We start from the raw sequence: 23,011 nt of genomic DNA on the forward strand, positions 1-23,011 counted from the left end.
GGCCGAAAAGACAGGCCAGAGGTTCCCATGAAACCCCATCCCACAGCGATTCTTATTATTATCGCGCTGATAGTTTCGGCGTTACTGATTCAAAGTCTTTTTGTGAGAGAGGCTCTGATCGACTACATTTTTGACGCTCTTTGTATCTTAATGATCATCTGCTCATTTATTTCTTTGGCCTTATGCCTTCTCTATTTTGAAGTCCAGGGCCACGTCAGAAAAAACATTGCTGCTCTAGAAAGCAAAACTCGGGAACTTCAGGAGCAAAAAGGCCTAGCTCTGCAATCCGCGAAAATGTCCGCTCTTGGTGAAATGGTTGCCGGCATGGCTCATGAAATCAACACACCCTTGGCGGCAATTAAAATGTTTTTATCAGAGGCGATTTATGAACTCGACCATAACAAATCCGACTCAACCACTGTCATCAACTATCTTCACAAATCCGACATGACCATCGACCGCATTTCAAAAATCATCAAGGGTCTGAAGACCTTTTCCCGTTCTGGAGAGGCAGATCCATTTCAGACGTATTCCGTTCAGGAAGCGATTGAGGATGCCATGATTCTTTGTGGCGACCGTTTCAATGTCGATGGGGTCGATCTGCGCTGGGAAATTCCCGCGGAAACAATCACTATTGAATGTCGGCCGGTGGAAATTACTCAAGTTCTTTTGAATCTAATGGGAAATGCTTTGGACGCCGTCAGCAAGCTAGAGCAAAAATGGATCGAGCTCAATGTCTCACATACTCCAGACTTTGTACAAATGCGGGTGACCGATTCCGGTCCAGGAATAGACCCTTTGCTTTTGGAAAAAATATTTCAGCCGTTTTTTACCACGAAGGACGTAGGCAAGGGCACAGGTATTGGATTGAGCGTTTCCATGGGGATCGCCAGGGGGCATAACGGGCGCCTTTTTATTGATCCGGGACATGTGAACACGAGCTTTGTGATAGAGATCCCCAAAAGACAGGGACTGCGGGTCGAAGACCTTTCTTTAGAAGGTGTTATATGAAAAAGATTCTTTTGGTTGAGGATGATGACTTCTTTCGGTCGGCCGTGAAAGACTTTTTGAACAAATCTTTCGAGGTGCACGAAGCAGAAAACGGACTTCATGCCCGCAACCTTCTTTCTGAAAATTTAGATCCCGACATTATTCTTACGGATATAAAAATGCCCAAGATGACCGGCATCGAATTATTGGAATGGGTGCAACTCCATAAGCCCTCAATTCCCGTAATTCTTATGACAGGATTTTCCGAGGTTCTGGAGACAAAGCGAGCTCACGACCTGGGTGCCAAAGACTTCATCCCGAAACCTTTCAAATCGGCCGAGCTTCTAACAAAGCTCAATCGCCTCTTAAGCGGCACCTCGCCGTGGAAAATCGATGATGGAAAAGACGCCGACTTTTGTTCACTACCCGTTGAAGACTTTCTGAGCGAAAAAAACACTCAGTACGGCATTTTTGTGAAGGTAGCCGCAGATAAATATATTAAAATCGCTCATCATGGAGGCAAGATCGCGGAAGAAAAACTGCGCGTCTTTAAAGAAAAAGGCGTGCACTTTCTTTACGTAAAACAGGCGGACTTTGCGAGCATTGTCGGTTTCACAGTGAACCTTTCTAAAGTCGTCAATGCCACTGACAGTGTTCAAGATTCCAAAAAATTACGCTTTGTGAAATACACCGGCGGATTGATTGTGCAACAAGCCTTCGTTCAGGGGACGGACAAGGCTCTTTTTAACAATGCCAAAGATTTTTTAACCTCAAGTGTATCCGTCATCACGGATTCAGATGACGCCATGACAATTCTGGAACAACTGAACGATCACAATGATTATCTTTACTCTCACAGCTTGGGTGTCAGTATGTATGCCGTGATGATCGCAAAAAAAATGTCCATCAATTCCCCACAAACTCTTTTTAAACTCGCCATGGCAGGTCTGTTTCACAACATCGGCTTTAAAGAGCTTCCTCAAGACGTCTTGCAAAAAAGTCGCTTCAAGCTGACAAAAGAAGAACGCATGTTGATCGAATCCCACCCGGCACGGGGCAAAGAAATTCTGGAGTCCATTAAAGGCATCCCGACGGACGTGATTCACATGACTTACGAACATCATGAGGATTTAATGGGAACGGGGTATCCCCGACGTATTGATAAAAGGAAAATTCATCCCCTGACACGAATCATCTCGACGGCGGATGCGTTTTGCTGCCTGACGCTAAAAAATCCTGACAATGAGGCCCCTTTGGACGGAAGCTCTGCCGTGTCCCGTTTGCGGGAAACCAAACAGAGTCTGCTGGATCCCGATTGCTTAAAAAGCCTTACTGCGTTGTTTCCCTTGAAGAAGGTGGCATAAAAAAAGACCCACGTTTTAGCGTGGGTCTTTGGCATTTTTATGAATGCAACTTAGAAATTACCAGTTGAAAGATTCAACGTCGTAACCCCAGTTAGCAAGAGCTTTTTTGTACATGCCCTTCATGAACTTTTGCGCTTGGTGAGGTTTCAAACCAAGTTCAGAAGCAGATCTGTTCGTGATGTCTTGCATTCCTGCAGAATCACCCAAAGCCAAATCTTTCGCCGCTGCCAAAGCGTCAGAGAACTGAACACCGAATACAGCTTTGAATGTTTTGTCCATATCTTTTTCTGAAGTTGTACCACGCTCAGCCGCAGCTACCGCCCAAGAATTCAATGCTGAAGCAACTGCCACCGCTTTATCTTGTTTGAAGCCGTATTCTTTCATCAACTTCTCAGAAGCTTTTTTAACAAGCTGTTTGTTCGCGTCAGAGTTCAAAGCCGCGAAGTTTGTGTCTGAAGCAGACGAGGATGTTTTATCGTTGATTGCTTGACCGTAGTTAGACTCACCTGAGTTGGCATTGTAAAGAACGCCGTTTTTACCCAACCAGTAAGTACCATTGCGGATATCTTCCCAGAAGAAGCCTGTTGTTCCTACACCGATAGAAGTTCCACCCACGTAACCAGCAAATTCTGACACGTCAGCGTAGTACTGGAAGTAACCAAGATCGTTGTAAACGGCAGCTCGTCCAGAAGAGTCAAATTTAACATACCAAAGATCATCAGAGCCATAACCGTAGTTGTTGTAGTCTGGGTCCTCAGTCACCGTGATACGAGTTCCGTCAGCGCGCAAGAATGTACAACCTGGAGTTGCTTCTTGAGTCGTACAAACATCGCCGTATACAGTCTCATATGGGTAGTAAAGTGTGCCGCCACCGCCGCCAGTGCCGCCACCACCACCGCCGCCGCCACCGCAGGCTGCAAAGCTAGTCGCTACTACTGACGCAAGAAGAGTGCGCAATACATTTTTCATTTGTGGTTCCTCCTATGTGTTTTCAATTCGTTTCTATGTGTGTTGTTTAAAACCTAATACGTCAAATTAACTCTGAGTAACTTGTCCCCGCAGTAGTAGTCGAAAGAGTGAGCCCCTTTCGCACCATCGAAGACAGGTGTCTCCATCGAACGGCATCCCGAAGACTTAAATCTTAAGCGCGCCGGTGACACCAGTTCGATCGCAGATCCATCCTTTGCAAAAACCGGTACCAACATTTTGACACCACGGCTGAGGCCGGCGCTTTCCGTTGTAAAGATCCCTGGAACCTTGGTTGATGCATTGCGCGTATCACGCAAAGTTAAGGGGATGTACAGACTGACAAAGAGGTTGTCTGGGAAGAAGGTATAACGGTCTAAACTCTTACTCCAAACCTCGCCGGAAATGAGGTCATGGTACTGAATTTCAGAATTTGTAAGAACAAAGGCCCCCTTGCGCTGCTGCCCAGCGAACACGGCGCGGACCCTTAAAGCGGAGTCAAATTGGGACCGCTGTGCCCCCAACTGACGATCCAGAAGGTCGTAGTTCTTATTATCAAACAAAGTCAGGCGCTGCTTGCGGCTAAGGCCTTCGCCGAACCAGAAGCTGCCAGCGAACTCATCTTTGTTGTAGTCAAGGTTTTGAATCTTATCCACGCGAGTATCCAAAATGTTTCGGTAAACATTCGCATCATGGAAAAGATCCAATTCCATAAAGTTCTCGATTTGACCATTAACCACTTCCGCCGTGGCAAAGTCATACAGATAGGACGGCTTGGCTTCAGAACCCTGATTCTTCGCTAAAAGAATGGCAATACGTCCCGCTTCAATCTGGTCCTGGCGCGGCTGAATAATGTCGACGATTTGATAGTCTTCGTAGTCACGCAACGCCTTAAGCTGATTTTTTTCATTCAAGAAATACAGACGTAACTTAGATTGCTCGCGGTTGTCAGGATTTTCCCAATAGTCTTTCAGATCCCTTTTACGATCCGGATCTTTACCGCCGCCCAACCAAGTAGGACGCTTCGTTCCACCAATGGTTTGCCAATAAATCTGTGATGCATCGACGGGCATTGCTGCCATAACGCCGTCATATTTAAAGCTGTCGACAAGCTTCAGCGATGAGTTGAATACAAAGAACGACGTCGGCGAACCTTTAGAGTCCTCTTCTTCGGATTTATCCTCAAGAACTCCCAACACATACTCGCTGTGACCATCGCCATCCATGTCCATGCGCGCGGTCACTTTGTCCATCAGATTTTCACTATTGCCTTCAATCTGAATCTTCGTGCCACTGGAAGCTTTGTAAGTGCCGTTTCCAGCGTCAGCCACCAAATAGAGCTGCCAGGTGTTTTTGTTTTCGATCAACGCTAGATAGTCACGTTGATTCGTATTCGCATCCAAGTTCTGATCTAAAGGAATGAAAGAGAATCGCCCTTTCGGCATCCCCACTATCGGGAAAGTTTGAATATCGCTGCCCGCCAGATTGGCGTTCACTTCCACCGTGACTTCGCTTTCCAAAACATAGCGACGGGTCTCTTGGCCGTTGACCGCAACATCCACTGTCAAATCCAACTCGCTGGGAATACGAGACTGCGAAGGATCTGCATGATCCACAATAGTCATCGAGACGACGTATTTACGAACCTCACCCATTTGCCAAAGAGACGCGTACGGAGCCACCTCTTTCACCGCTGTCACCCAAGGACGAGCGGCTTCGGGATGAGGCTTAAGAAAGTTCGCGGTCATACGGACCTGAGAAATATCAACAGGCGCCCATTTGTTGACGAAAGAAATCTCAAAGTGCAGGTCTTTGCTTTGTCGATCCCACACGATTTCAGCTTTTTCTTTATTGGCAATCGTGATCAAAGGCTGCGCAGGAACTTTCAAGGCCTGTTCCACATCCATGTTCCCGCCTACGGAATACTTTTTGTAGACTTCCTTTTCCGGAGAAAGAGGCCGGCCCTGCTCGTGCGATCCACCTGACACCAAGGACAAGTTAGAAAGCAAAGGACGAGAGCCTAAAACCAAACGAGCATACACCTCGTTGGCAGGGACTCCCCGCGCCAACAATTCAGCGACCGCTGCCGCTACATAAGGCGATGCTTGGGAAGTGCCCGACAAATACTCGTAACCTAAGGTCGAGCGGAAGCGTACAGGACGACGACTTTCAGGGTAAGTACTTAAGATGTTCAAGCCCGGAGCTACGATATCCACGCCGCTTCCGTAATTTGAAAAGTGTGCCATCGCCCCATCAGGACTGGACGCGCCGACACAGATTACGTTGGGATATGCACAAGGGCGCAGAAGAGCGCGAGTAGAGTCATTTCCTGCTGCAGCGACAATGATGATTCCGCGTGCTTGCGCTTCTTCAATCACCTTGCGCATGAACTCTGAATCCGAAGTCTGTGGCCACCCCATAGAGAAGTTGATCACTTGCGCACCTGAATGCATCGCATAGATCACACCCCGAGCGACAATGTCACCCAAACTTTTCTTGACCGTCTCGCGACCCTCTTCAGAAGGTGAATCATAGATCGAAAGTGGCTTGATCGGCTCACTGGGTTGTACACCGATCACCTGCACGGGTAAAATTTCAACATTCTCGCTCAAGCCGCGAACGCCGATGTTATTGTCTACTTCCGCCGCAATGATCCCCGCCACGTGCGTCCCATGTCCTTGATCGTCACCGAAGTCAGGACGACCCATGATTTTTGTCGTGGGATTGACACTTCCTAAAAGACTCCAGCCCTGGCAATCCAAAGGATAACCATTTTTATCCAGGTCCACTTCGGGGTTTTTCAGATCCATCCATTGAGCTTCACACTCCTTGCGATCTTTCTCTTCCAAACAGGCGTTGAACTTCGCTAAAGCCCGACATTCACTTTCATTACGGTGAATCACATTCTTCAAATCCGGATGATTCTTCTGAATGCCCGTATCCAAAACCGCGACGATCACCTTCTTCTTGGCTTTCTGAGGTGCGGGTAAACGCACATCTTCGCGCGCGCGTGCCGGAACCTTATAGGTATGCAACGGATCCAAGTCGACCGTTTGAGGCTGCCCTTGATTATTCACACCCCATTGAAAGCCTGCAAAGGGGTCCGCCGCCAAAGCGGAGACAGTTCCTAAAGTCAGCAGAATAAATAATGCGTTTCTCATCGGAAACTTCCTTGTGAACGTTCTAACTCAATTGGAGAAATACGGGTCTTGTTCGCAAACATAGCAATCAAACCGCTGGCGTAATCAATGTTCTTTTTAGGATCACCCAAAGTGTTTGAGAAGTACTCAAGGTCCCCGTCTTCGTCACCACTTCGGAAACCATTGATACGCACAAAGAAGACATAGTTATCTTCGCCCAAGAATTTCAAAAGTTGCGGAAGTGGAATTTCCTCTTCTAAGACATACAGCACATTGGTCATCCACTGTGTCTGAGACTTTTTGTCCTTGGGATAATTCGCGGATGCCTTCAAAAGCTTTTCCATCCAAGGAATCATACAGTCGTAACTTGTGCCATTCACCCACGCCGACGTTGGCGGCATGTTGTTTTCGCGATTGCCATTGCGGTCTTCATGGTACTCGGTACAAGCCCGCATATACCGATCTTTACCGGCGTTGAAATTCCCGTTACCCAGAACTTTCAACATATCATCAAACATTTCCTTGTCGTTGGCGCGCGCTTTACGCCCCATTTTTTCGCTCAATTTTTGGAAAAGGCCGCTTAAGAACTTGGATCTTTTCACTGGTTTCCCATCGGCGTCCGGTTGCAGAATCAAATCACGCACCTTCTCCAAACCACCAGGCAAGATCGAAAGATTCGCCGTAATGCGATAGAAATCAACAGCCGTGACGGTTGAAAAGGCTTCGGGTTCAATCAGACGGTACGACATCAAAGGCGCTCCATTGAGCTCCTGCTGAACTTCATCCAAGAGCTTGAAGAACTTTTTGCGGTTGAGATGCCAGCCACCCCAAACATGTTGAATCACCGCTACCGAGGGATATTGCGTTCCGTTCACAGTCAAATCGGACTCTGTCGTCACTGTTCGCCAATAAGCTTTACCAAAAGGAGTATTAGCGGGATTCGGGTCGTTGGACTCGGCCAAATCAATTCTGTTATCCGGTTTCCACTTACCAAGAATTCCTTTGATCCAATCCGTCGCAAAACCTAACAGATCGCGTCCCTTCAATTCTCCCCGCTTATTTGCAAACAGAGTCACTTCTGAATCTTTAGGATTTAAATCCGGAGCTTCGGAAGAGCGAGGATAACGGATCTTCAAAAGATGATCTTCCGTGAATGAGTTCATGCGGATGGCCAGAACTTTGGTGCGCATTTCCTTTGTTTTTAACTGATGATCAATCTCGAACTTTTTATGGGCAAAGTTTGCGTAAAGAAGTTCAGGATCATTGCTTTTGAACAGCGCACGCAAAGCCGGTTTCAAGTTATCACGGGTTGCCAAAAAGTCTTTGACGAATTTAGAATCCGCATTTTCCGTATCTAAAAGTTCCGCATATTCCGGATTGTAATCGATAACAAAGGCATCCGTATTCAAGTCCGTCCACGTTGTGCTAGCACGGATACGCATCAAATTGATGAAGTAGTTCACATCCAGACTCATTCCCAGAGCACTGGCTTTTTGATTGCGAACGTAAACCTGAATACCTTCTTTGGTTCGCATGAAGCTTGTCTGACGAAGAATCGCCCGCGAACCATCCGCACCGACAGAGACCGAGTTGATAAAGCTCAACGGCGTGATCCCCATTAAAACATCCAGTGAAGAGGTCAATTGCGCATACGCGGACAGAGCTACCGAGTCCGTGATCGTAAACACTTCTCCTTCGCGAAGTTCAGCCAAAAAGGCATCCAGGGGCTGCTGTTTCTTACCGTCTTCAGAAGTAATCAAATCTTTTTCCGTTAACACTTTCGATAGAGAACTCATGTAACTAGGTAGAAGGATATTCTTCCAAGGAACCTTTGTCCCTTCCGTGATAGAGAGAAGAGGACGGACGTGCGTGTAATCACGCATTACAAGAACGTTTGCGCCGGCAAAAGGCATAACATCTGGAACACCATCCAAGGTCATGAAGTAACCCAAACGTCCCGCCACACTCATATTGTCGACAAGCTGAATAGCCGCCGAACTGCCATAATAGGTTCCCGTAGAAACGTGGCGAGTGGCCGCCAAATTGAATCCACCCACTGGGCCACCCCAGGCTTCGACCTGTTGATACAAAGGCTCACGTGGTTTGGTGCGGATATGCTCCATAATACGATTGGTGATTTCTTCGCGGCGATTGGCGTAAAGATCACTCACCTTTAATAGGTCTAACTTGTCATTCAGATAGTTAATCACAGTGCCGATCGCCATCGTCTTAGAACGGATGCCAAGATAGCGCTCTAAATCGCCATCTTGAAATGGTGATTGACGATCCCCGTGGGCGAAACGCTGGGGATATCCAGGAACAAACTCCTGCATCACTTTGCCGTCTTTAATCAGACCGCTTTTAGTTGAAATATCCAAACGAGGTAAAGACCAGTTGGCGGCGCCATTTAAATTGAAAAGTTCCAAGGCATTGTGGGCGCGATGCATGAGTTTGGCTAAAACCAACTCTTCAAGTTCTTGCGGGAAAGCGCCGGCTTTCACGATATCTTGGAAATCCTGGTAGCGAAGCTGCGCTAAGCGACGGACCAGCCAACGTGCATCTTCATAAGTACAAGCCGAAAAAGACTCGGCGGACGGATGAGTCAAAACCACGTGACCGGAAAGAACCGAACCGAATTTGGGAGAAAAGCGGTTGATACTTTCTGGTACATCCACCAAAGAAAACGGAATGATCAGTGCACGATAGGCGCGGTAGCGCGAAAATCTTTGGACCGTAGGCAGTTGATCTGGATTGTTTGGATCTGGAGCATAACCCCACTGAATATCAAAATACTCGGCCACTGCCGGTTCTAGAACCGCGTCTGAGAACACCAAGGTATGCGTGGTCTTGTTGTTTTCAGTCACCCAACCGCGGCTTTCAAAATCCGAAATCATCGATTCTTGGGCATTCTTCAGGAAAGCTTCTTTTTCTTCTTCATTCGCGAACTGAACACGAAGGTTTCGGTAGTATTTCGGAGATGGCACATAATAGCCGAGTTTTCTTAACAACGCCGCTCTCATTAAGGTGGTGTGAGAATAACGGCTAAGGCTGAGGCGATAGAACAGCCCCGGGCTTTCGATGGATTGCACTCGCGCCATGTAAGTGAACGGCAAAGCAGCTTCCTCAGACAGAAACTGAACACCGCGGGCGGCGGCAGGATATGCTCCAGGTACATTTTCAACCGCATCGTAAATACGGTTTTGCCACATCTTGTTTTCGGCAGGATTGAGAGCGCTTAGATCTGTTCCCTGATTGGCTAAAGCCGCAGCTTGACCCACATCTAAAGGGTTGCCAGAACGGCTGACCAGGTCCGCAGAGGGCTTTTTGACTGACTTTAACGGCAATGACACACTCTCTGCACTCGCAATAGAGAGCATCATAAGGCATAAAGCACAGACAATAACAATTCTCAAAGACATTTGAGGCCCCCTTCATGGGTAGGGTCAAAAAATTCGTATTCTGGCACCGTCCGCAAAATTAGCAATTAACGAGCCAGTAAAGTGGTTTCTTTTTGCATCTAAGGTCTAAATAAAAGCACTCACCCAAGATCGGCCCTCGAGGAGTTCGAAGACCTAAGTACTTTTTACAGTTTTGCCCGGTTTATCTACACCGCCCCTTATAGTGGGTCAACAGCGCCTTTTCCAACGGAGTTCGCTCATCCTCACTGACGATAAAGGCACCTACAGGGCGAGAAGCATTTTGGTATACAAAGCCCCGAACGATTTCAGGAGAATAGAACTGTCCACTGGTTCCATCAAAATAAAGAGTGACATCTTTATAAGGTTGATTGGAATCATAAGCGGTAAATTCATAGAGATTGTTTTTATTTTTCTTATAAGACTTGAGCATCACCACGTGTTGAATCGTTCGCTCAACGCGCAAATTAATAAGCGTCAGACGTTTACCGTTTAGATTTTTCAAAAGCTGCGCCATGGTTTCCCAGTTGGCTTTCACAGAGCGTTCCGCGCTTTTAAAAGTCATCCCGATATTGCCGAAACGAAAGAAACGATTTGCTTGGTTGGTTTCAATGTCGTCTCTAAAATTACGACGAACACGCTCACCATGAAAATACTGATCGTAACCAAAACCCAGTTCCGCCCACAGACCGTTGTAAACATTCGTATCGCTCAAAGTATTCCGTTCGACAGCGAAAACGGCAAAGTTAGCTTTTCTTGCTTCGTAGCGAGGAGCATTTAAGGTTTCGCGCGGTTCCGCGGCAACCAGCGATTGGCCGCGGACCATGTCCAAAACCATCGGGACTCGGGCACTCATGGGTTGGGTTCCAACAGTATTATAACGGGCTAAATAAGAAAACATCCGTTGGGTGCTGGAAAGCGCCCAGCAACCCGCGATAGGCACCAGGCCACTGCGGAAGGACCAATTCGTCACGGGCATATTTCGGTCGGCCGTGAATGCGTCAGCCCGAATGGCTTTATAGATATTGTCCACCGTCAGGTTCGTGCAACGCAGATTCTCAACCAAAGAATCATCGATCACTCTTACCTTGTTCTTCGACGATTGTGCGAAGGCTTTTTCCGCAGAAACCACCAGAGAAGAAAATAAACCTATAATGAATAGAAAAAGTAGTAATAGTATTCGCATCCAACGTCCCTTCCATTCTCGACGTTAGGATCACAAGCAAAATGCTTTCCAGGCGAACTCGCGCCAGATTCTTTTACAGCTGTCTAATTCTTCTACAAGTGACATTTCTGAGGGGCCCTTGCATTTAAAACAGCTTCAGGAGATGGCCGAAAGGGCCGTTGAAAAAAAAAAAGAACACCCGAGTTGGGTGTTCTTTTTTAATTTAAACACGTCTTTTCTTGATCAGATTAAAAGTTAATTCCCAAACCGACTGTGCCATAGAACGTATTCAGTTCGGCTTTCTGATTTACAGATGAATCGGTAAAACCATAACGTTTCATCCCGAAGCCCGCTTCACCGAAGTAACGATCTGACCACAAGACCTTACCGTGAAAGTTTAATGACATCGATGAATTCAAGGTCACATTTGAGTCCATGGAATTCATGTAGTAGATGAACTCCATATCCACCCATTTTGGATAACGCAAAAGTGGCACAAGGTTAAAGAGATCATCAAAAACCTTCGGCATGGATCGCGCCCAAAAAGCTCCGACACCCAGCATAGGTGCTTTTAATTGATCGAACGTCACACTTTGATAAGACAGCATGCCACCCACGGTTTCATCGCGTCCCCACAGCCCTGGCGTTGCACGATATTTAAAATCCACAGTCATAACACTCAAAGGAGCCGTATTACCCGCATCATCCACTTTCAATTGATTGAAGGACTGGAAGTATTTTGCGCTAAAGCCCCAACGTTGACGAGACAACCAGTAGTTGGTCCAACCGAACAAATCTTCGAACCACTGATTGTAAGCGACTTCCCCCATAATAATAAATTCACCTGACGCCTGAACACCGGTAAAGCGGCCAGAAAGCTCGCGCGGGAAGCCTTTATAAATTTCATAGAAAGACTTATAAGTCTTTCCATCCATCGTCACATTCAAGTAGGACCGATTGATCGCTCCCCGCTCGGTGGCTTTGAAATTCCAGACAAAAGAGGCGGGATCTTTATCGTTCACGGTCACGGAATTCTGTTCTGAGGATACATCGGCCACCGGTTGTTTGCGACCTTCCAACTTGATGCCATCAATGTAGGTCCCTGTCGGTGTCCGTTTACTTAGATAAACGCGGGCCTGAGTGCGGGGAATTTCTGACAATTCAAAGCGCTGCTTAAAGACGCCTCCGCCCTGTCCTGGAAGATAGATTTTCGGATCATTCTTCGCAACGGCCGCAGCCCAAAATTTTCGCGGATCGCCGATCGTAGCTTCAAACCCAAGAAGTTTCGTTAAGGCACTGTATTGGTCTGGATTCAAAACGACTGAACGACCGATTGGACGCGTGTCGTACCCGACGATACGTAACAGGTTGGCCTTTTTCGTATCAGAAATATCCATCAACTGAAGCTTGTTCGGCAAAGTCACAAATTCATAAGATTCTCCGCTAGCCAACTCGGCGAAGAAAGCTGTGGGCATATCCGCACCGACCGTCACTGAATTTTTCGGCGGAGCTTCTTCGTTTTGCACCAACACCCGGGCCGGCGTTGGATCCATGCGCATCTTACCCATCACCACGCTTTGGCCAGAAGATTTCGTGCCATAACGTTGCGAGCAGATTTTCGTTGAGTTGCGACCGTCCGATTGGCTCACACAGAATCGGAAAGATTCCTTCTGTCCCCAGAATGGCGCATTGGCCGCTTTGGCATCCAAACCAAACTGAGTGCCGAAAACACCGGATCTGCCGATTTGTTTTGCCGGTACACCTTTGCCGATAAGTTCTTTACGCCACTCTTCAAGTTGTTTAATCCACTTGTCATGGTCTTCCTGACTGAAGGTGTGACTCCAAAGAACGGTCCCTGTACGCGAGATCATTTCAATCGTTCCATGAGTTAGCAATTTGTCGGGCCAGGCCATTAGGAGCATCACTCGCCCGGCATCACCACCGCTTAAAACCTGATTGATCTGTGAATGTGTTTTTCCCAAAGGCAATAAAGCAAAGAAGAAGTTTTTTTCGTTCAGCGCCACATTGCCGATCTTCAGTTGTTTGCCGTTAGCGCCCGTCAAGTCGTACTCCAGTTCCAGCGGTGGAAGAATCACACCGTTATCCAACTGATCGAAGTACAGGGCTTTATTGAATTCTCGCGTCGCTGCTGTTTTAAGCAACGATCTTTGTGGAGCAGGAATTTCTTCCTGAGTTTCAGCAGGTGGTTGGGAAGGGGCCTCTGCAGAAACGGACGCCTCTTGAGCCTGCGCGAAGGTTGTAAAAGATAATACCAGGGATAAAACCAGATGCTGCGCAATATTCACGTAGATACCTCATTGCTGTGTTGCTTTATAAATTTTATTAAATGCGAGGTTCTGTAACAAGCTAAAATATTGGACTGTCTGGGATTTTCGGATTATTAAGACCTCTCATACTGAAGGAGCCCTTATGTCTTCCGTCCGCAAAGTCTATCATATGAGAGTCACGGAAATTATCGACCACACCCCCACCGTTCGGGAACTGGTCCTTAAAACCGAAACTCCCGAGGAATTTACCTTCAAAGCGGGCCAATTTGTGATGCTAAACGTACCACAGGGCGAGGCCAAACCCATTCTGCGCGCCTATTCCATCGCTTCGGACGACAGAATCAAGGATGGATTTCGCCTGCTTTTCAAATTCGTTGAAAACGGGGTTGCCTCGACTTTTGTGTGGGCCTTAAAAGGTGGCGAGCTTTTGAACTTCACTGGTCCCTTCGGCAAGGTCTTCTTCCAAGAACCCCCCACAGAGCAGATTGTGTTCTTGAATACGGGAACGGGTTTGTCCCAGCATATCTGCTATCTGCTTTCTAAAAAAGAACAATACCCACACCTTCGCTACCGTATGTTGTTCGGCGTACGCTCTGAAAAAGACATGTACTATGAAAAGGAAATGGAAGCTTTGATGAAAGAGCTTCCTGACTTCAAATTTGAATTCGTTTTAAGCCGCCCTGGTGCCGACTGGAAAGGCAAGAAGGGTTACGTCCAAAACTTCATTTCTGAATTTGATTACAAGAATATCCCTACGACATTCTATTTATGCGGAAACGGCGGAATGATCAAAGAAGTAAAGCATCAACTTTTAGAAATTGATGGCTTTGATAAAACGCGCGTCTGGTCCGAAGCCTTTGACTAAAAATCGCGCCGCCCTAGAACTGATCTTTGCCGGAATCCTTTGGGGTTTTGGTTTCGTCGCCACAGTCTGGGCGCTGCGCGCTTTTTCCGCGACAGAAACGTTAGTGTTTCGCTTTATCGTGGCCTCGATTGTGGGCGAGATTCTTTATCTGGCGGCCCGAGGCCCTAACTTCACCACCATTCGTGAAGAGCTGCTTCGCGCACTGCCCGCCGGCCTTCTGCTCGGAGGCATGCTGTTATTGCAAACCATCGGGCTTAAATACACCACAGCGACCAAGAGTGGTTTTTTAACCAGTCTTTACGTAATTTTGGTTCCCCTTTTGAACGCGTGGTTTTTTAAAGCGCCTTCGACTTTAAAAAATTATCTGATCGTCGGTTTAGCTCTTGGCGGAACTTTCATCCTGGTTGATGCGAATCTTTCTGGGATCAACGTGGGCGACCTTTGGACTCTAGGTTGTTCTGTTTTCGCAGCCTTTCACATCATCTATATTGGCAAAATCTCAAATCGCGTGGGCAACGCCTTTCGCTTCAATAACTTTCAATCCTTCTGGTGTTTGCTGGCCCTCTTGCCACTGTATGCAAATCAGGAGCGCAGCCCATGGCCGCAAGACATGACTCCCTGGTTGGGAATTCTGTGTTTGGGCTTAGGCTCCAGCATCATTGCCTTTTATCTGCAAGTCAGAACCCAGAGAGTTCTTTCTGATTCGACAGCCAGCATGCTCTTTCTTTTAGAGTCGCCGTTTGCCGCTCTTTTTGGTTTTTTGATTCTGCATGAAAGACTCAGTCTTTTTCAAAGTCTGGGCGCCGTGATTATCATGTTGGCGTCGGTTCTACAAATCTGGCTGGACCCGGCCAATAAAGAAGTCGCTGCACCGCCAAAGTCGAAGAGCCTTTAGAACTACATCTTTATCTCTACATTGCCAAAACGAATGAATACAGATTCCTCTAGCCTTGTCGAAGCCCGAGATTTGGTGTGGAGAAAATCTGGATGGCGCGAACCGGGCGACAGCCCGGCGGTGTCAGTTTCAATGTTGAAGCTGTTTTTCATTTTTCTTCAAGGACCACAAGAACGACGTCACGATGATGACACCGCCACTTAATCCCGTCACCCATTCAGGGATGTGCAGGAACGGATCAGACAACATGATCATGGCCAACAACCCGATAGCATAGAAAGCCCCGTGCTCTAAGAACGCGAACTTCGTCAGGGCTTCTTTTTCCACGAACATGATCGTCAAACTTCGCACAAAGAAAGCACCGATACTTAAACCAATCATGATAATGAAAAGGTTGTGAGTGATAGCAAAGGCTCCGACGACGCCGTCGAAACTGAAAGAGGCATCCAGAACTTCCAGGTACAGGAACATACCAGCGCTGGCTTTGTGCACGTCTTTCATTTGATCATCAGAGGCCTCTAGCCAAGAACCAATGCCGTCGACAATAACGTAAGTGATCAACCCCGCCATCCCCGCTTTAACAAAACGCAGAGATTCATCATCTGGAAGGAACTGAGAAATGATAGCAAGAATGATCAAACTTAAAGCCACTTCGATGGCTTCCACTTTACTGCCTAAGTAAGCCGTGGGTTTTTCGATTACAGGGATCCAATGCAGATCTTTGCTTTCGTCATAGAAATACTTAAGTGCCACCATCAAAAGAAACGCCCCACCAAAAGCGGCGACTTCAAGATGAGCTCCCAACATCAGTTTGGCATAGTCGTCGGGTTTTGTCGCCGCCATCACCAAGGCTTCCCAAGGACTGACGTGCGCCATGAAAGTCACGATCAAGAGCGGGAAGATCAAACGCATACCGAAAACAGCGATCAACATCCCCCAGGTCAGAAAGCGATGGCGCCACACCGGTGTCATCTCTTTTAGAACCACGGCATTCACAATGGCGTTGTCAAAAGAAAGAGAGATCTCAAGAATTGCCAAAATAAAAGCGATAAACAGAGCGCTTAAACCCGCACCCACGCTGCCGCCGTAATAGTGACCAACAAAATAGGAACCGATCAGTCCCAGAATCGTGAAAATAAAAGAGCCCGTAAAGTATTTCATGCCCAAAAATTCGTCGATTCCGGGCCAAGAATCAAGCCTTATTTAAGAACGAGTTTCAGGAATTTTCCGGTCTCGCTGCTGGAAACTTTGGCAACCTGTTCCGGAGTGCCGGTCGCGACGATCAAGCCGCCCCCTTTACCACCATCGGGCCCCAAATCAATCACATGGTCCGCCGTTTTAACAACTTCCATATTGTGCTCGATAACGAGCACCGTGTTGCCCGCGTCAGCCAACTCCTGAATCAATTCGACAAGCTTACGAACATCGTCGAAATGAAGTCCCGTTGTTGGTTCATCCAGAATATACAGGGTTTTTCCCGTGCCCCGACGGGACAGCTCTTTGGATAGTTTCACCCGCTGCGCTTCCCCACCGGAAAGTGTCGTCGAGCTTTGCCCCAAGGTCATATAATCCAACCCCACCCGGTGTAAGGTTTCAAGCTTGCGATAGATCTGAGAGTGATTACGGAAGAATTCCAAGGCCTCGCCGACACTCATTTCCAAGACATCAGCAATGGACTTGTTTTTGTATTTGATATTTAAAGTCTCGCGATTATAACGGCGCCCCTGACAGGTGTCGCACGTCACAAAAACATCGCTCAAAAAGTGCATCTCGACGCGAATCTGGCCGTGTCCCATACAGGTTTCACAGCGACCACCCTTGACGTTGAAACTAAAACGACCCGGTTCGTAGCCGCGCAGTTTAGAATCAGGAAGATTCGCAAACAAATCACGAATCATCGGAAATAGACCGACGTAAGTTGCCGGCGTCGAACGCGGCGTTCGCCCGATAGGTCTTTGATTAATATCAATCACCTTATCAATCTTGTCCAAACCGTCAATTTTTTTATAAGGAGATGGCTGCGCCAAGGCCTCATAAAAATGCTGTGCTAAGATTTTATAAAGCGTATCGATGATCAGCGTACTTTTACCTGATCCCGAAACTCCGGTCACCGCAGTGAAGGTACCCAAAGGAATAGAAAGATCCACATTGCGAAGATTGTTGCCGGTGGCGCCGACGATCTTTAAGAACTCACCGTTGCCCTTACGACGCTCTTTGGGAATCGGAATTCGCACTTCACCTTTCAGGTATTTCCCAGTCAGCGAGTTCGGATTTTTTTCCAGTTCCTGAGGCGTCCCCTGAGCCATCATTTGCCCGCCCAGCACGCCAGCCCGCGGCCCCAAATCAACGACAAAATCGGCATAACGAATGGTGTCCTCGTCGTGCTCAACTAATAAAATGGTATTACCGCGATCTTTCAATTCACCGATAATGTCCAGCAGTCGATGGTGATCTCGGGGATGAAGACCAATACTTGGTTCATCCATCACATACAAGACACCGATCAAAGAAGAACCCACCTGAGTCGCCAGACGAATCCGTTGCGCTTCACCACCGGAAAGAGTTCTGGCGGGACGACTTAAAGAAAGATAGGAGGTTCCCACGCGAATAAGATACTCAAGACGCGACACAATTTGTTTGACGATTTTTTCCGCGATCAACTGATCTTTGGATTTCCATTTGATTTTAGAAATCCAGTCGCGCAGCTCGACCGCGCTTAAATCCGCAAGCTCGGCGATGGTCTTTTCGCCGACACGGATATTCAACGCCTCTTTTTTCAAACGCGTGCCCTGACAATCCGGGCAGGCGTTTAGAATCATCTCTTCGCCTTCGTCATCATCTTCGTCAGACGTCTTTTTGCCCTTGTATTTGTAAACGACCTTGTCGAGCTTTTTTCCGCCCACTTCCGAGTCTGAAAACTGTTCTTCCTCTTCCAAATCCAAAGTGCCTAAACCATTACAAGTTGCGCAGGCCCCCCGCGGATTATTGAAACTGAAAATGCGCGGTTCAATTTCAGGAAAGCTGTAACCACATTGTGGACAGGCCGAGTGCAAAGAGTAAGCAGTGCGTTCGCCATCCAAAGTTTCGATAATCACCCGGCCGTTGGCCATACTGAGCGAAGTATTAATACTTTCCGCCAAACGGTGTTTAAGAGTGTCTTTAAGAATCAATTGATCGACGACCAGATCAATATCGTGGGTTTTGGTTTTCGCTAGTTTCGTCGCTTTATCCAAATCAATCATCTTGCCATCGACTTTGGCTTTGACGAAACCCTTCTTAGCCCAGCGTTGAAACTCGGCCAGGAATTCCCCTTTTTTTCCGGAAGCCATGGGCGCAAGAACATAGAACTTGGTCCCCAGACTTTTCTTCATCACGTCGTCAATGATCTGCTGAGGCGTCTGACTGCTGACAGGAATGTGATGAATGGGACATTCGGGAATCCCTACTTTTGCATATAGCAGTCGCAAATAATCATAGATTTCCGTTACGGTGCCTACGGTGGAACGCGGGTTGGTGCTGACCGACTTTTGATCAATAGCAATCGCGGGAGAAAGTCCGGTGATGGAATCGACTTCAGGTTTTTTGAGCTGCTCCAGAAAGTTTCGCGCATAGGCTGAAAGACTTTCCACGTAGCGCCGTTGGCCTTCTGCATAGACGGTGTCAAATGCCAAAGATGACTTTCCACTGCCGCTCAGACCCGTAAAAACCGTGATCTTGTTGCGAGGAATGGTCACGCTGACATTCTTCAAGTTATGTTCTTTGGCGCCTTTTACTATGATTCCGTCTTCTTCTGCTTGCGACATAAGCCCTCATTCTAGGATGAGGCGCGCAGAACAGCAAGAGCCCGTCGTTGAAATGCAGTGCTTCTATTATAAACCAAACCCGCAGCGGCGCTTGATGTAGGCGTCAAAATCAGAATCTGAGAAGTATTTGAAACGCGCCGCCGAACTCTTGGACTGGTCCGGCCATAACTCCGCCGTGGGGACCTTGCAGGACCGGCCCTGTTTACTGATCGTGGCCGTCCCACCGCGCTGCAAGCGAGGCTCTTCGCCCACGCGATCAACTCGAACCATCACACCATTCCCATTGTAAGAGACATTGGCGGGGTTCAAAGCTTTGCCACCAGAGGTGATGGCGCCATTTTCAGACAGAACGCCGCCGATAACTTCTTTGGTTTGCGCATTGAACGTGACAGTTTCACCGGTGGGCAAGGTGACAATCTGCTTGTTTCCTTCAACGCGAATATGCGGCAAGGTCTTTCGCGGCAAAAGAATAAAATAACTTTCCTGAGTCTGACTGATGGTCGCATTGGGCATGTCACTGATCGAAAAGCCCAGACTTTGTCGAGCACCTGCTTCGAATTCAAAACTCCATTCGCGCATGCGGGATTCGCCACTGCTGACAATCTTATTGGGACCGCGATTGAAAAACTTAAACTTGCCCGGAGTGGGGTCGTCTCCATAAGAACAGACATCGTAGCCGCCCGTCTTAGAGGCGCAACGAACGGGACGAAGCCCATAGGGATTGACCGTTCTCGTCGGAGGCTCCATCACCGGAGAATCTTGAGACGCTTTCGCCGACCAACTCAATAAATTCTCTGGAGCATTCAAGGGCGTGACGACGTCACGGGAATACAACGACGAAATTTCACAATCCGCACAAGGACCGCCCACCTTACCGTGATCTCTGACTGTTCTGTTGGCTTGGGAAAGATTTTCGGCAACTCGTTCCGCGACTTCAGAAGCCGGCACACGCAAAGCGGGAGTTTCCTGGGTCGTCTTCACCTGGGTCGCTAACTCGACCCGCTCTGTGGAAGCTTCCGCCTGCACTTCTTCTTCCGCTGGATACAGCTTCATCGTGGGCTTGGCGGAATTGTAGTACACCCACACGGATTCCCCTTTATGAGGCCCCGAGGTCAGTTCGACTTTCAAACCATAATTTCCAGAGTTAAATTTCTTAGTTTCTTCGATGCGCCCCCGAGTTCCCGGTGGCATCACAAACTTCACATTCTTGGTGGATTTTAAGAAATTCGCTGAATAACGAGCATTAAAATAGCCTTCAAGCTCAACGATTTCATTGCCCTTGAAGCCAAGACAAACAACTGCCAAAAAAATCAGAAAAATATGTTTTGCCCGCATCACAAAACATATCGGCTTTGCGCTGACACTTCCCAACCCTTAAATTCCAAAAACCCAAGAGAATTTCAGAAATGCCACGCGACGTTTCCCAAACTGAGACAAGAGCTAAGCCACCACTATTCTTTCGCTTGGCAAGCAGGACAGACACCATACAACTCTAAAATGTGATGGGTCAGCTTAAAGCCAAACTGATGGGCCACTTTTTCTTGAAGGCCTTCGATCGCCTTATTTTCAAACTCACAAATCTTTCCGCACTTCACACAGGTTAAGTGGTCATGGTGCCCTTTGGGGGTCAACTCATAGCGAGCCGGCAATCCCCCCATACGAACTTCTGTCACGAAGCTGCCTTCGGTCAAAGTGCGCAGGAAACGATACACCGTCGCAAAACCAATATCCGGATGATCTTTATTAAGCTTTTCATACAACTCTTGGGCGGTGACGTGACGACGTCCATCGTGCAAAGCCTTCAGGATGGCCATACGCTGAGTCGTCACTTTAAGATTAAGAGCACGGATAATTCGTTTTAATTCGGGCTCTTCAAATTGTTCCGCGTGAACGACGATATCCTCGTCGTGCTGTCTTGGTAGAAATGGAACTGTGTCTTTACCCATGGGCACCTCGAACGATCATTTATAGGAGAAGTGCCTGGGGAAGTCCAAATAATTAAGAATCATTATCAGTTGATTCTTAATTAGACGGCAGTTTTTTCTAAGGAGTCCACCTAAGTCCTAGAAACTTCGCAGGTTTTTCCCTTTAGATATATGAGAAACCGCATTGTGCGGATGCAGACTTTCGACATGGCTGAACTCAGCGACATAGTCGTGAATATCCGCTTTGGCATCCAAAGCTTCCTTCACACGACGAGCGGCATCCTCGCAAAACATCAGGTTTTGGCCATTGCGAAGCGCGAACTCTTGTTCGTCTTCCCTTTTCACAGCCCCTTGCACGGCCGTTTGTAAGGCTTCTTCAACAACGTCGATCAACTCGCCATAGTTGTAGTCGGGACCCACTTCCACTTTGACTCGTGCAAAACTTCTTTGCGCATGCGGAGTCGCGACAATACCTTGAGGTGTTCCCAGCCAGGAATGAACAATATCAAAATCCAAAGATCTGTCGGCAAATTGCTGTTTGAAGCTATCCTGAATCAACTGTCGAGACAGCGCCGCCGAAGCCGGACAAGTACTTGAATAAGTGACAACCACTTCAACGAAATATTTTTTCCCACCCTCTTTATTGAAAGAGGAAAGGATCACCGGATACGATCGCCATGCTTGATTGGCGCTCTTCAGGGCTTTACGCACCAGAGGCGCTTCAAATTGCACTTGCACCAGGGCTTGCGTGGAAAGGTCGGCGTGTGTGTGCAGAAATTCGTCCGTCGCCTGCCCTAGGAGCCCCAAAGACATTTCGTTTTTCGACAAAATTTCTTGTGTGATTAGATAAAGTCGCGACATGTGAATCCCGCGCGACGGAGTCTTATCAAGACTGACTTTGGCATCCACACGAGCAGGAATACGATAGACGCCATCGGCCTGTCGCAACAACAAGGGCAATTCAATCGAGCCCATTCCAACCCAATCAATCGGAGCGTATTTTTCAGCGTGAGTTTCTTTGGCCACATCGGGCAGAGTTTTTTTCGTCATACTACTTTTCAGTTCTTTTCGAATAACCTGGTTTACCAGGGATAACCTGTTTACCGTATTTTAAGGTGGTTGGCTCTTAAATTATAGTTTTTACAGCCATTTTGACATATAGTTGAAACCCTATGGCTGAAAAACAATTGATCCTCGCAAGCACCTCGAAGTATCGCCAAGAGCTTCTTTCTCGATTGGCTTACAGCTTCACTGCCACGCCGCCTCTTATTGATGAAGAAAACGAGAAAGATCCTAACCTTTCCCCCCAGCAACTGGCGGAAAAACTGGCTCTTCTAAAAGCGGCGAGCCTCAAAGGCCCTGGAAAAGTCGTCATTGGTGGGGACCAACTCGTGGCCTTTGAGGGACGTATTCTTGGCAAAGCGCACAGCAAGGAAAAGGCGATGGACCAGCTCTTCTCAATGCAGGGAAAGACGCACGAGTTGATCACCGCGATCTGCGTTTTTGACGGCGACAAGATGATTCCCCACACGGACATCACCCGCATGCATATGAAAAAACTTTCTCGCGAACAGATCGAACGTTATGTGAATCTGGATATGCCGACGGACTGTGCTGGCAGTTATAAAATAGAAAAGCATGGCATCATGCTTTTTGATAGCATCGAAAGCCAAGATTTCACGGCGATTCAAGGATTGCCCTTGATTGCCCTGAGTAAAATATTAGAGAATGCAGGATTATGACAGACACACAAAAAAAACTTTTCGATGCCGCTTGTATTGCGCAAAAAAAAGCGCACGCCCCTTACTCTAATGCTCTGATTGGCGCTGCCGTTTTAATGAGCGACGGTTCCATTCATTCTGGCTGCAATGTTGAAAACGCTTCCTACGGGGGAACCGTCTGCGCCGAAAGAGTGGCCATCTGGAAAGCAATCAGTTCCGGCAGTACGAAACAAATCAAAGAAGTTTTAGTCGTGAGTGATGCAGAGAAACCTTGGCCACCCTGCGGTTTCTGCCGACAAGTGATTGCCGAGTTCGCGAACGAACAAACTGTGATTCACACCGCTAATCTTCAAGGAAAAATGAAGAGTTTTTCGTTCCCAGAAATATTTCCTGAAGCCTTCACTCCTAAACATCTTGATTAGAAAGATGTCATAAACTGCACCACTTGCCTGGTGCTGCCGCTCAATACCAAG

16 protein-coding genes are annotated in these 23,011 nt (G+C 47.6%); 6 read left to right on the forward strand and 10 right to left on the reverse strand.

The window, feature by feature from the left end:
* The first annotated feature begins 27 nt into the window (after positions 1-27).
* Both OM95_RS10560 and OM95_RS10565 read left to right on the forward strand, forming a co-directional pair.
* Positions 28-1,011, forward strand: coding sequence for an ATP-binding protein (locus OM95_RS10560; RefSeq protein ID WP_291516129.1), 984 nt, complete (start codon positions 28-30; stop codon positions 1,009-1,011).
* The gene (locus OM95_RS10565) at positions 1,008-2,354 is read left to right on the forward strand and encodes an HD domain-containing phosphohydrolase (RefSeq protein WP_041873446.1); all 1,347 of its coding nucleotides are present in this window, start codon (positions 1,008-1,010) and stop codon (positions 2,352-2,354) included. Before OM95_RS10560 ends, OM95_RS10565 begins: the two co-directional genes overlap by 4 nt.
* Positions 2,355-2,411: 57 nt before the next feature.
* On the opposite strand, the gene OM95_RS10570 is transcribed toward OM95_RS10565, so the two are convergent.
* The 5 genes from OM95_RS10570 to OM95_RS10590 all read right to left on the reverse strand — a co-directional run bounded on the left by OM95_RS10570 (position 2,412) and on the right by OM95_RS10590 (position 13,347).
* The gene (locus OM95_RS10570) at positions 2,412-3,323 is read right to left on the reverse strand and encodes a hypothetical protein (protein ID WP_041873449.1); all 912 of its coding nucleotides are present in this window, start codon (positions 3,321-3,323) and stop codon (positions 2,412-2,414) included.
* Positions 3,324-3,376: 53 nt separating this feature from the next.
* Positions 3,377-6,481 (reverse strand): S8 family serine peptidase, encoded by a 3,105-nt coding sequence (locus OM95_RS10575; protein ID WP_041873452.1) that lies wholly within the window; start codon positions 6,479-6,481, stop codon positions 3,377-3,379.
* Positions 6,478-9,879, reverse strand: a complete 3,402-nt coding sequence (locus tag OM95_RS10580; RefSeq protein ID WP_041873455.1) for a hypothetical protein — start codon at positions 9,877-9,879, stop codon at positions 6,478-6,480. The genes OM95_RS10575 and OM95_RS10580 overlap by 4 nt, the downstream gene beginning before the upstream one ends.
* 181 nt (positions 9,880-10,060) lie before the next feature.
* Positions 10,061-11,062, reverse strand: a complete 1,002-nt coding sequence (locus tag OM95_RS10585) for a hypothetical protein (RefSeq protein ID WP_041873458.1) — start codon at positions 11,060-11,062, stop codon at positions 10,061-10,063.
* 227 nt (positions 11,063-11,289) lie between these two features.
* Positions 11,290-13,347 (reverse strand): hypothetical protein, encoded by a 2,058-nt coding sequence (locus OM95_RS10590; RefSeq protein ID WP_291516131.1) that lies wholly within the window; start codon positions 13,345-13,347, stop codon positions 11,290-11,292.
* 124 nt (positions 13,348-13,471) lie between these two features.
* Here OM95_RS10590 and OM95_RS10595 point away from each other — a divergent pair, with 124 nt between their 5' ends.
* Positions 13,472-14,194, forward strand: coding sequence for an FAD-binding oxidoreductase (locus OM95_RS10595; RefSeq protein ID WP_041873461.1), 723 nt, complete (start codon positions 13,472-13,474; stop codon positions 14,192-14,194).
* On the forward strand, positions 14,151-15,089 hold the full coding sequence (locus OM95_RS10600; protein ID WP_041873463.1) for a DMT family transporter: 939 nt from the start codon (positions 14,151-14,153) through the stop codon (positions 15,087-15,089). Before OM95_RS10595 ends, OM95_RS10600 begins: the two co-directional genes overlap by 44 nt.
* A 129-nt stretch (positions 15,090-15,218) precedes the next feature.
* Here the strand turns inward: OM95_RS10600 and OM95_RS10605 are convergent, their stop codons facing one another.
* The 5 genes from OM95_RS10605 to folE2 all read right to left on the reverse strand — a co-directional run bounded on the left by OM95_RS10605 (position 15,219) and on the right by folE2 (position 21,867).
* Entirely contained in the window at positions 15,219-16,250 is a 1,032-nt protein-coding gene (locus OM95_RS10605) for a DUF475 domain-containing protein (RefSeq protein WP_041873521.1), read from the reverse strand.
* A gap of 38 nt (positions 16,251-16,288) precedes the next feature.
* Positions 16,289-18,892, reverse strand: a complete 2,604-nt coding sequence (uvrA, locus tag OM95_RS10610; protein WP_041873465.1) for an excinuclease ABC subunit UvrA — start codon at positions 18,890-18,892, stop codon at positions 16,289-16,291.
* A 66-nt stretch (positions 18,893-18,958) separates the two neighbouring features.
* A complete protein-coding gene (locus tag OM95_RS10615; RefSeq protein WP_041873467.1) occupies positions 18,959-20,227 on the reverse strand; it encodes a hypothetical protein in 1,269 nt (422 codons plus the stop codon).
* Positions 20,228-20,343: 116 nt separating this feature from the next.
* Positions 20,344-20,838 carry a Fur family transcriptional regulator gene (locus OM95_RS10620; protein ID WP_291516133.1) on the reverse strand — a complete coding sequence of 165 codons (495 nt, stop codon included), beginning with the start codon at positions 20,836-20,838 and terminating at the stop codon, positions 20,344-20,346.
* A gap of 117 nt (positions 20,839-20,955) precedes the next feature.
* A complete protein-coding gene (gene folE2, locus OM95_RS10625; RefSeq protein WP_041873469.1) occupies positions 20,956-21,867 on the reverse strand; it encodes a GTP cyclohydrolase FolE2 in 912 nt (303 codons plus the stop codon).
* Positions 21,868-21,989: 122 nt separating this feature from the next.
* On the opposite strand from folE2, the gene OM95_RS10630 reads away from it, so the two are divergent.
* Both OM95_RS10630 and OM95_RS10635 read left to right on the forward strand, forming a co-directional pair.
* Positions 21,990-22,559 carry a nucleoside triphosphate pyrophosphatase gene (locus tag OM95_RS10630; protein ID WP_041873471.1) on the forward strand — a complete coding sequence of 190 codons (570 nt, stop codon included), beginning with the start codon at positions 21,990-21,992 and terminating at the stop codon, positions 22,557-22,559.
* Positions 22,556-22,960, forward strand: a complete 405-nt coding sequence (locus OM95_RS10635; protein ID WP_041873473.1) for a cytidine deaminase — start codon at positions 22,556-22,558, stop codon at positions 22,958-22,960. Before OM95_RS10630 ends, OM95_RS10635 begins: the two co-directional genes overlap by 4 nt.
* Positions 22,961-23,011 lie beyond the last annotated feature (51 nt).

The sequence above is a fragment of the Bdellovibrio sp. ArHS genome (assembly GCF_000786105.1).
GTDB lineage: Bacteria > Bdellovibrionota > Bdellovibrionia > Bdellovibrionales > Bdellovibrionaceae > Bdellovibrio.

What these genes read in the sequence shown, in the direction of transcription:
- OM95_RS10560 (WP_291516129.1), top strand. Translation starts at nt 28, where the DNA reads ATGAAACCCCATCCCACAGCGATTCTTATTATTATCGCGCTGATAGTT.
- OM95_RS10565 (WP_041873446.1), top strand. Translation starts at nt 1,008, where the DNA reads ATGAAAAAGATTCTTTTGGTTGAGGATGATGACTTCTTTCGGTCGGCC.
- OM95_RS10570 (WP_041873449.1), bottom strand. Translation starts at nt 3,323, where the DNA reads ATGAAAAATGTATTGCGCACTCTTCTTGCGTCAGTAGTAGCGACTAGC.
- OM95_RS10575 (WP_041873452.1), bottom strand. Translation starts at nt 6,481, where the DNA reads ATGAGAAACGCATTATTTATTCTGCTGACTTTAGGAACTGTCTCCGCT.
- OM95_RS10580 (WP_041873455.1), bottom strand. Translation starts at nt 9,879, where the DNA reads ATGTCTTTGAGAATTGTTATTGTCTGTGCTTTATGCCTTATGATGCTC.
- OM95_RS10585 (WP_041873458.1), bottom strand. Translation starts at nt 11,062, where the DNA reads ATGCGAATACTATTACTACTTTTTCTATTCATTATAGGTTTATTTTCT.
- OM95_RS10595 (WP_041873461.1), top strand. Translation starts at nt 13,472, where the DNA reads ATGTCTTCCGTCCGCAAAGTCTATCATATGAGAGTCACGGAAATTATC.
- OM95_RS10600 (WP_041873463.1), top strand. Translation starts at nt 14,151, where the DNA reads ATGGCTTTGATAAAACGCGCGTCTGGTCCGAAGCCTTTGACTAAAAAT.
- OM95_RS10605 (WP_041873521.1), bottom strand. Translation starts at nt 16,250, where the DNA reads ATGAAATACTTTACGGGCTCTTTTATTTTCACGATTCTGGGACTGATC.
- uvrA (WP_041873465.1), bottom strand. Translation starts at nt 18,892, where the DNA reads ATGTCGCAAGCAGAAGAAGACGGAATCATAGTAAAAGGCGCCAAAGAA.
- OM95_RS10615 (WP_041873467.1), bottom strand. Translation starts at nt 20,227, where the DNA reads ATGCGGGCAAAACATATTTTTCTGATTTTTTTGGCAGTTGTTTGTCTT.
- OM95_RS10620 (WP_291516133.1), bottom strand. Translation starts at nt 20,838, where the DNA reads ATGGGTAAAGACACAGTTCCATTTCTACCAAGACAGCACGACGAGGAT.
- folE2 (WP_041873469.1), bottom strand. Translation starts at nt 21,867, where the DNA reads ATGACGAAAAAAACTCTGCCCGATGTGGCCAAAGAAACTCACGCTGAA.
- OM95_RS10630 (WP_041873471.1), top strand. Translation starts at nt 21,990, where the DNA reads ATGGCTGAAAAACAATTGATCCTCGCAAGCACCTCGAAGTATCGCCAA.
- OM95_RS10635 (WP_041873473.1), top strand. Translation starts at nt 22,556, where the DNA reads ATGACAGACACACAAAAAAAACTTTTCGATGCCGCTTGTATTGCGCAA.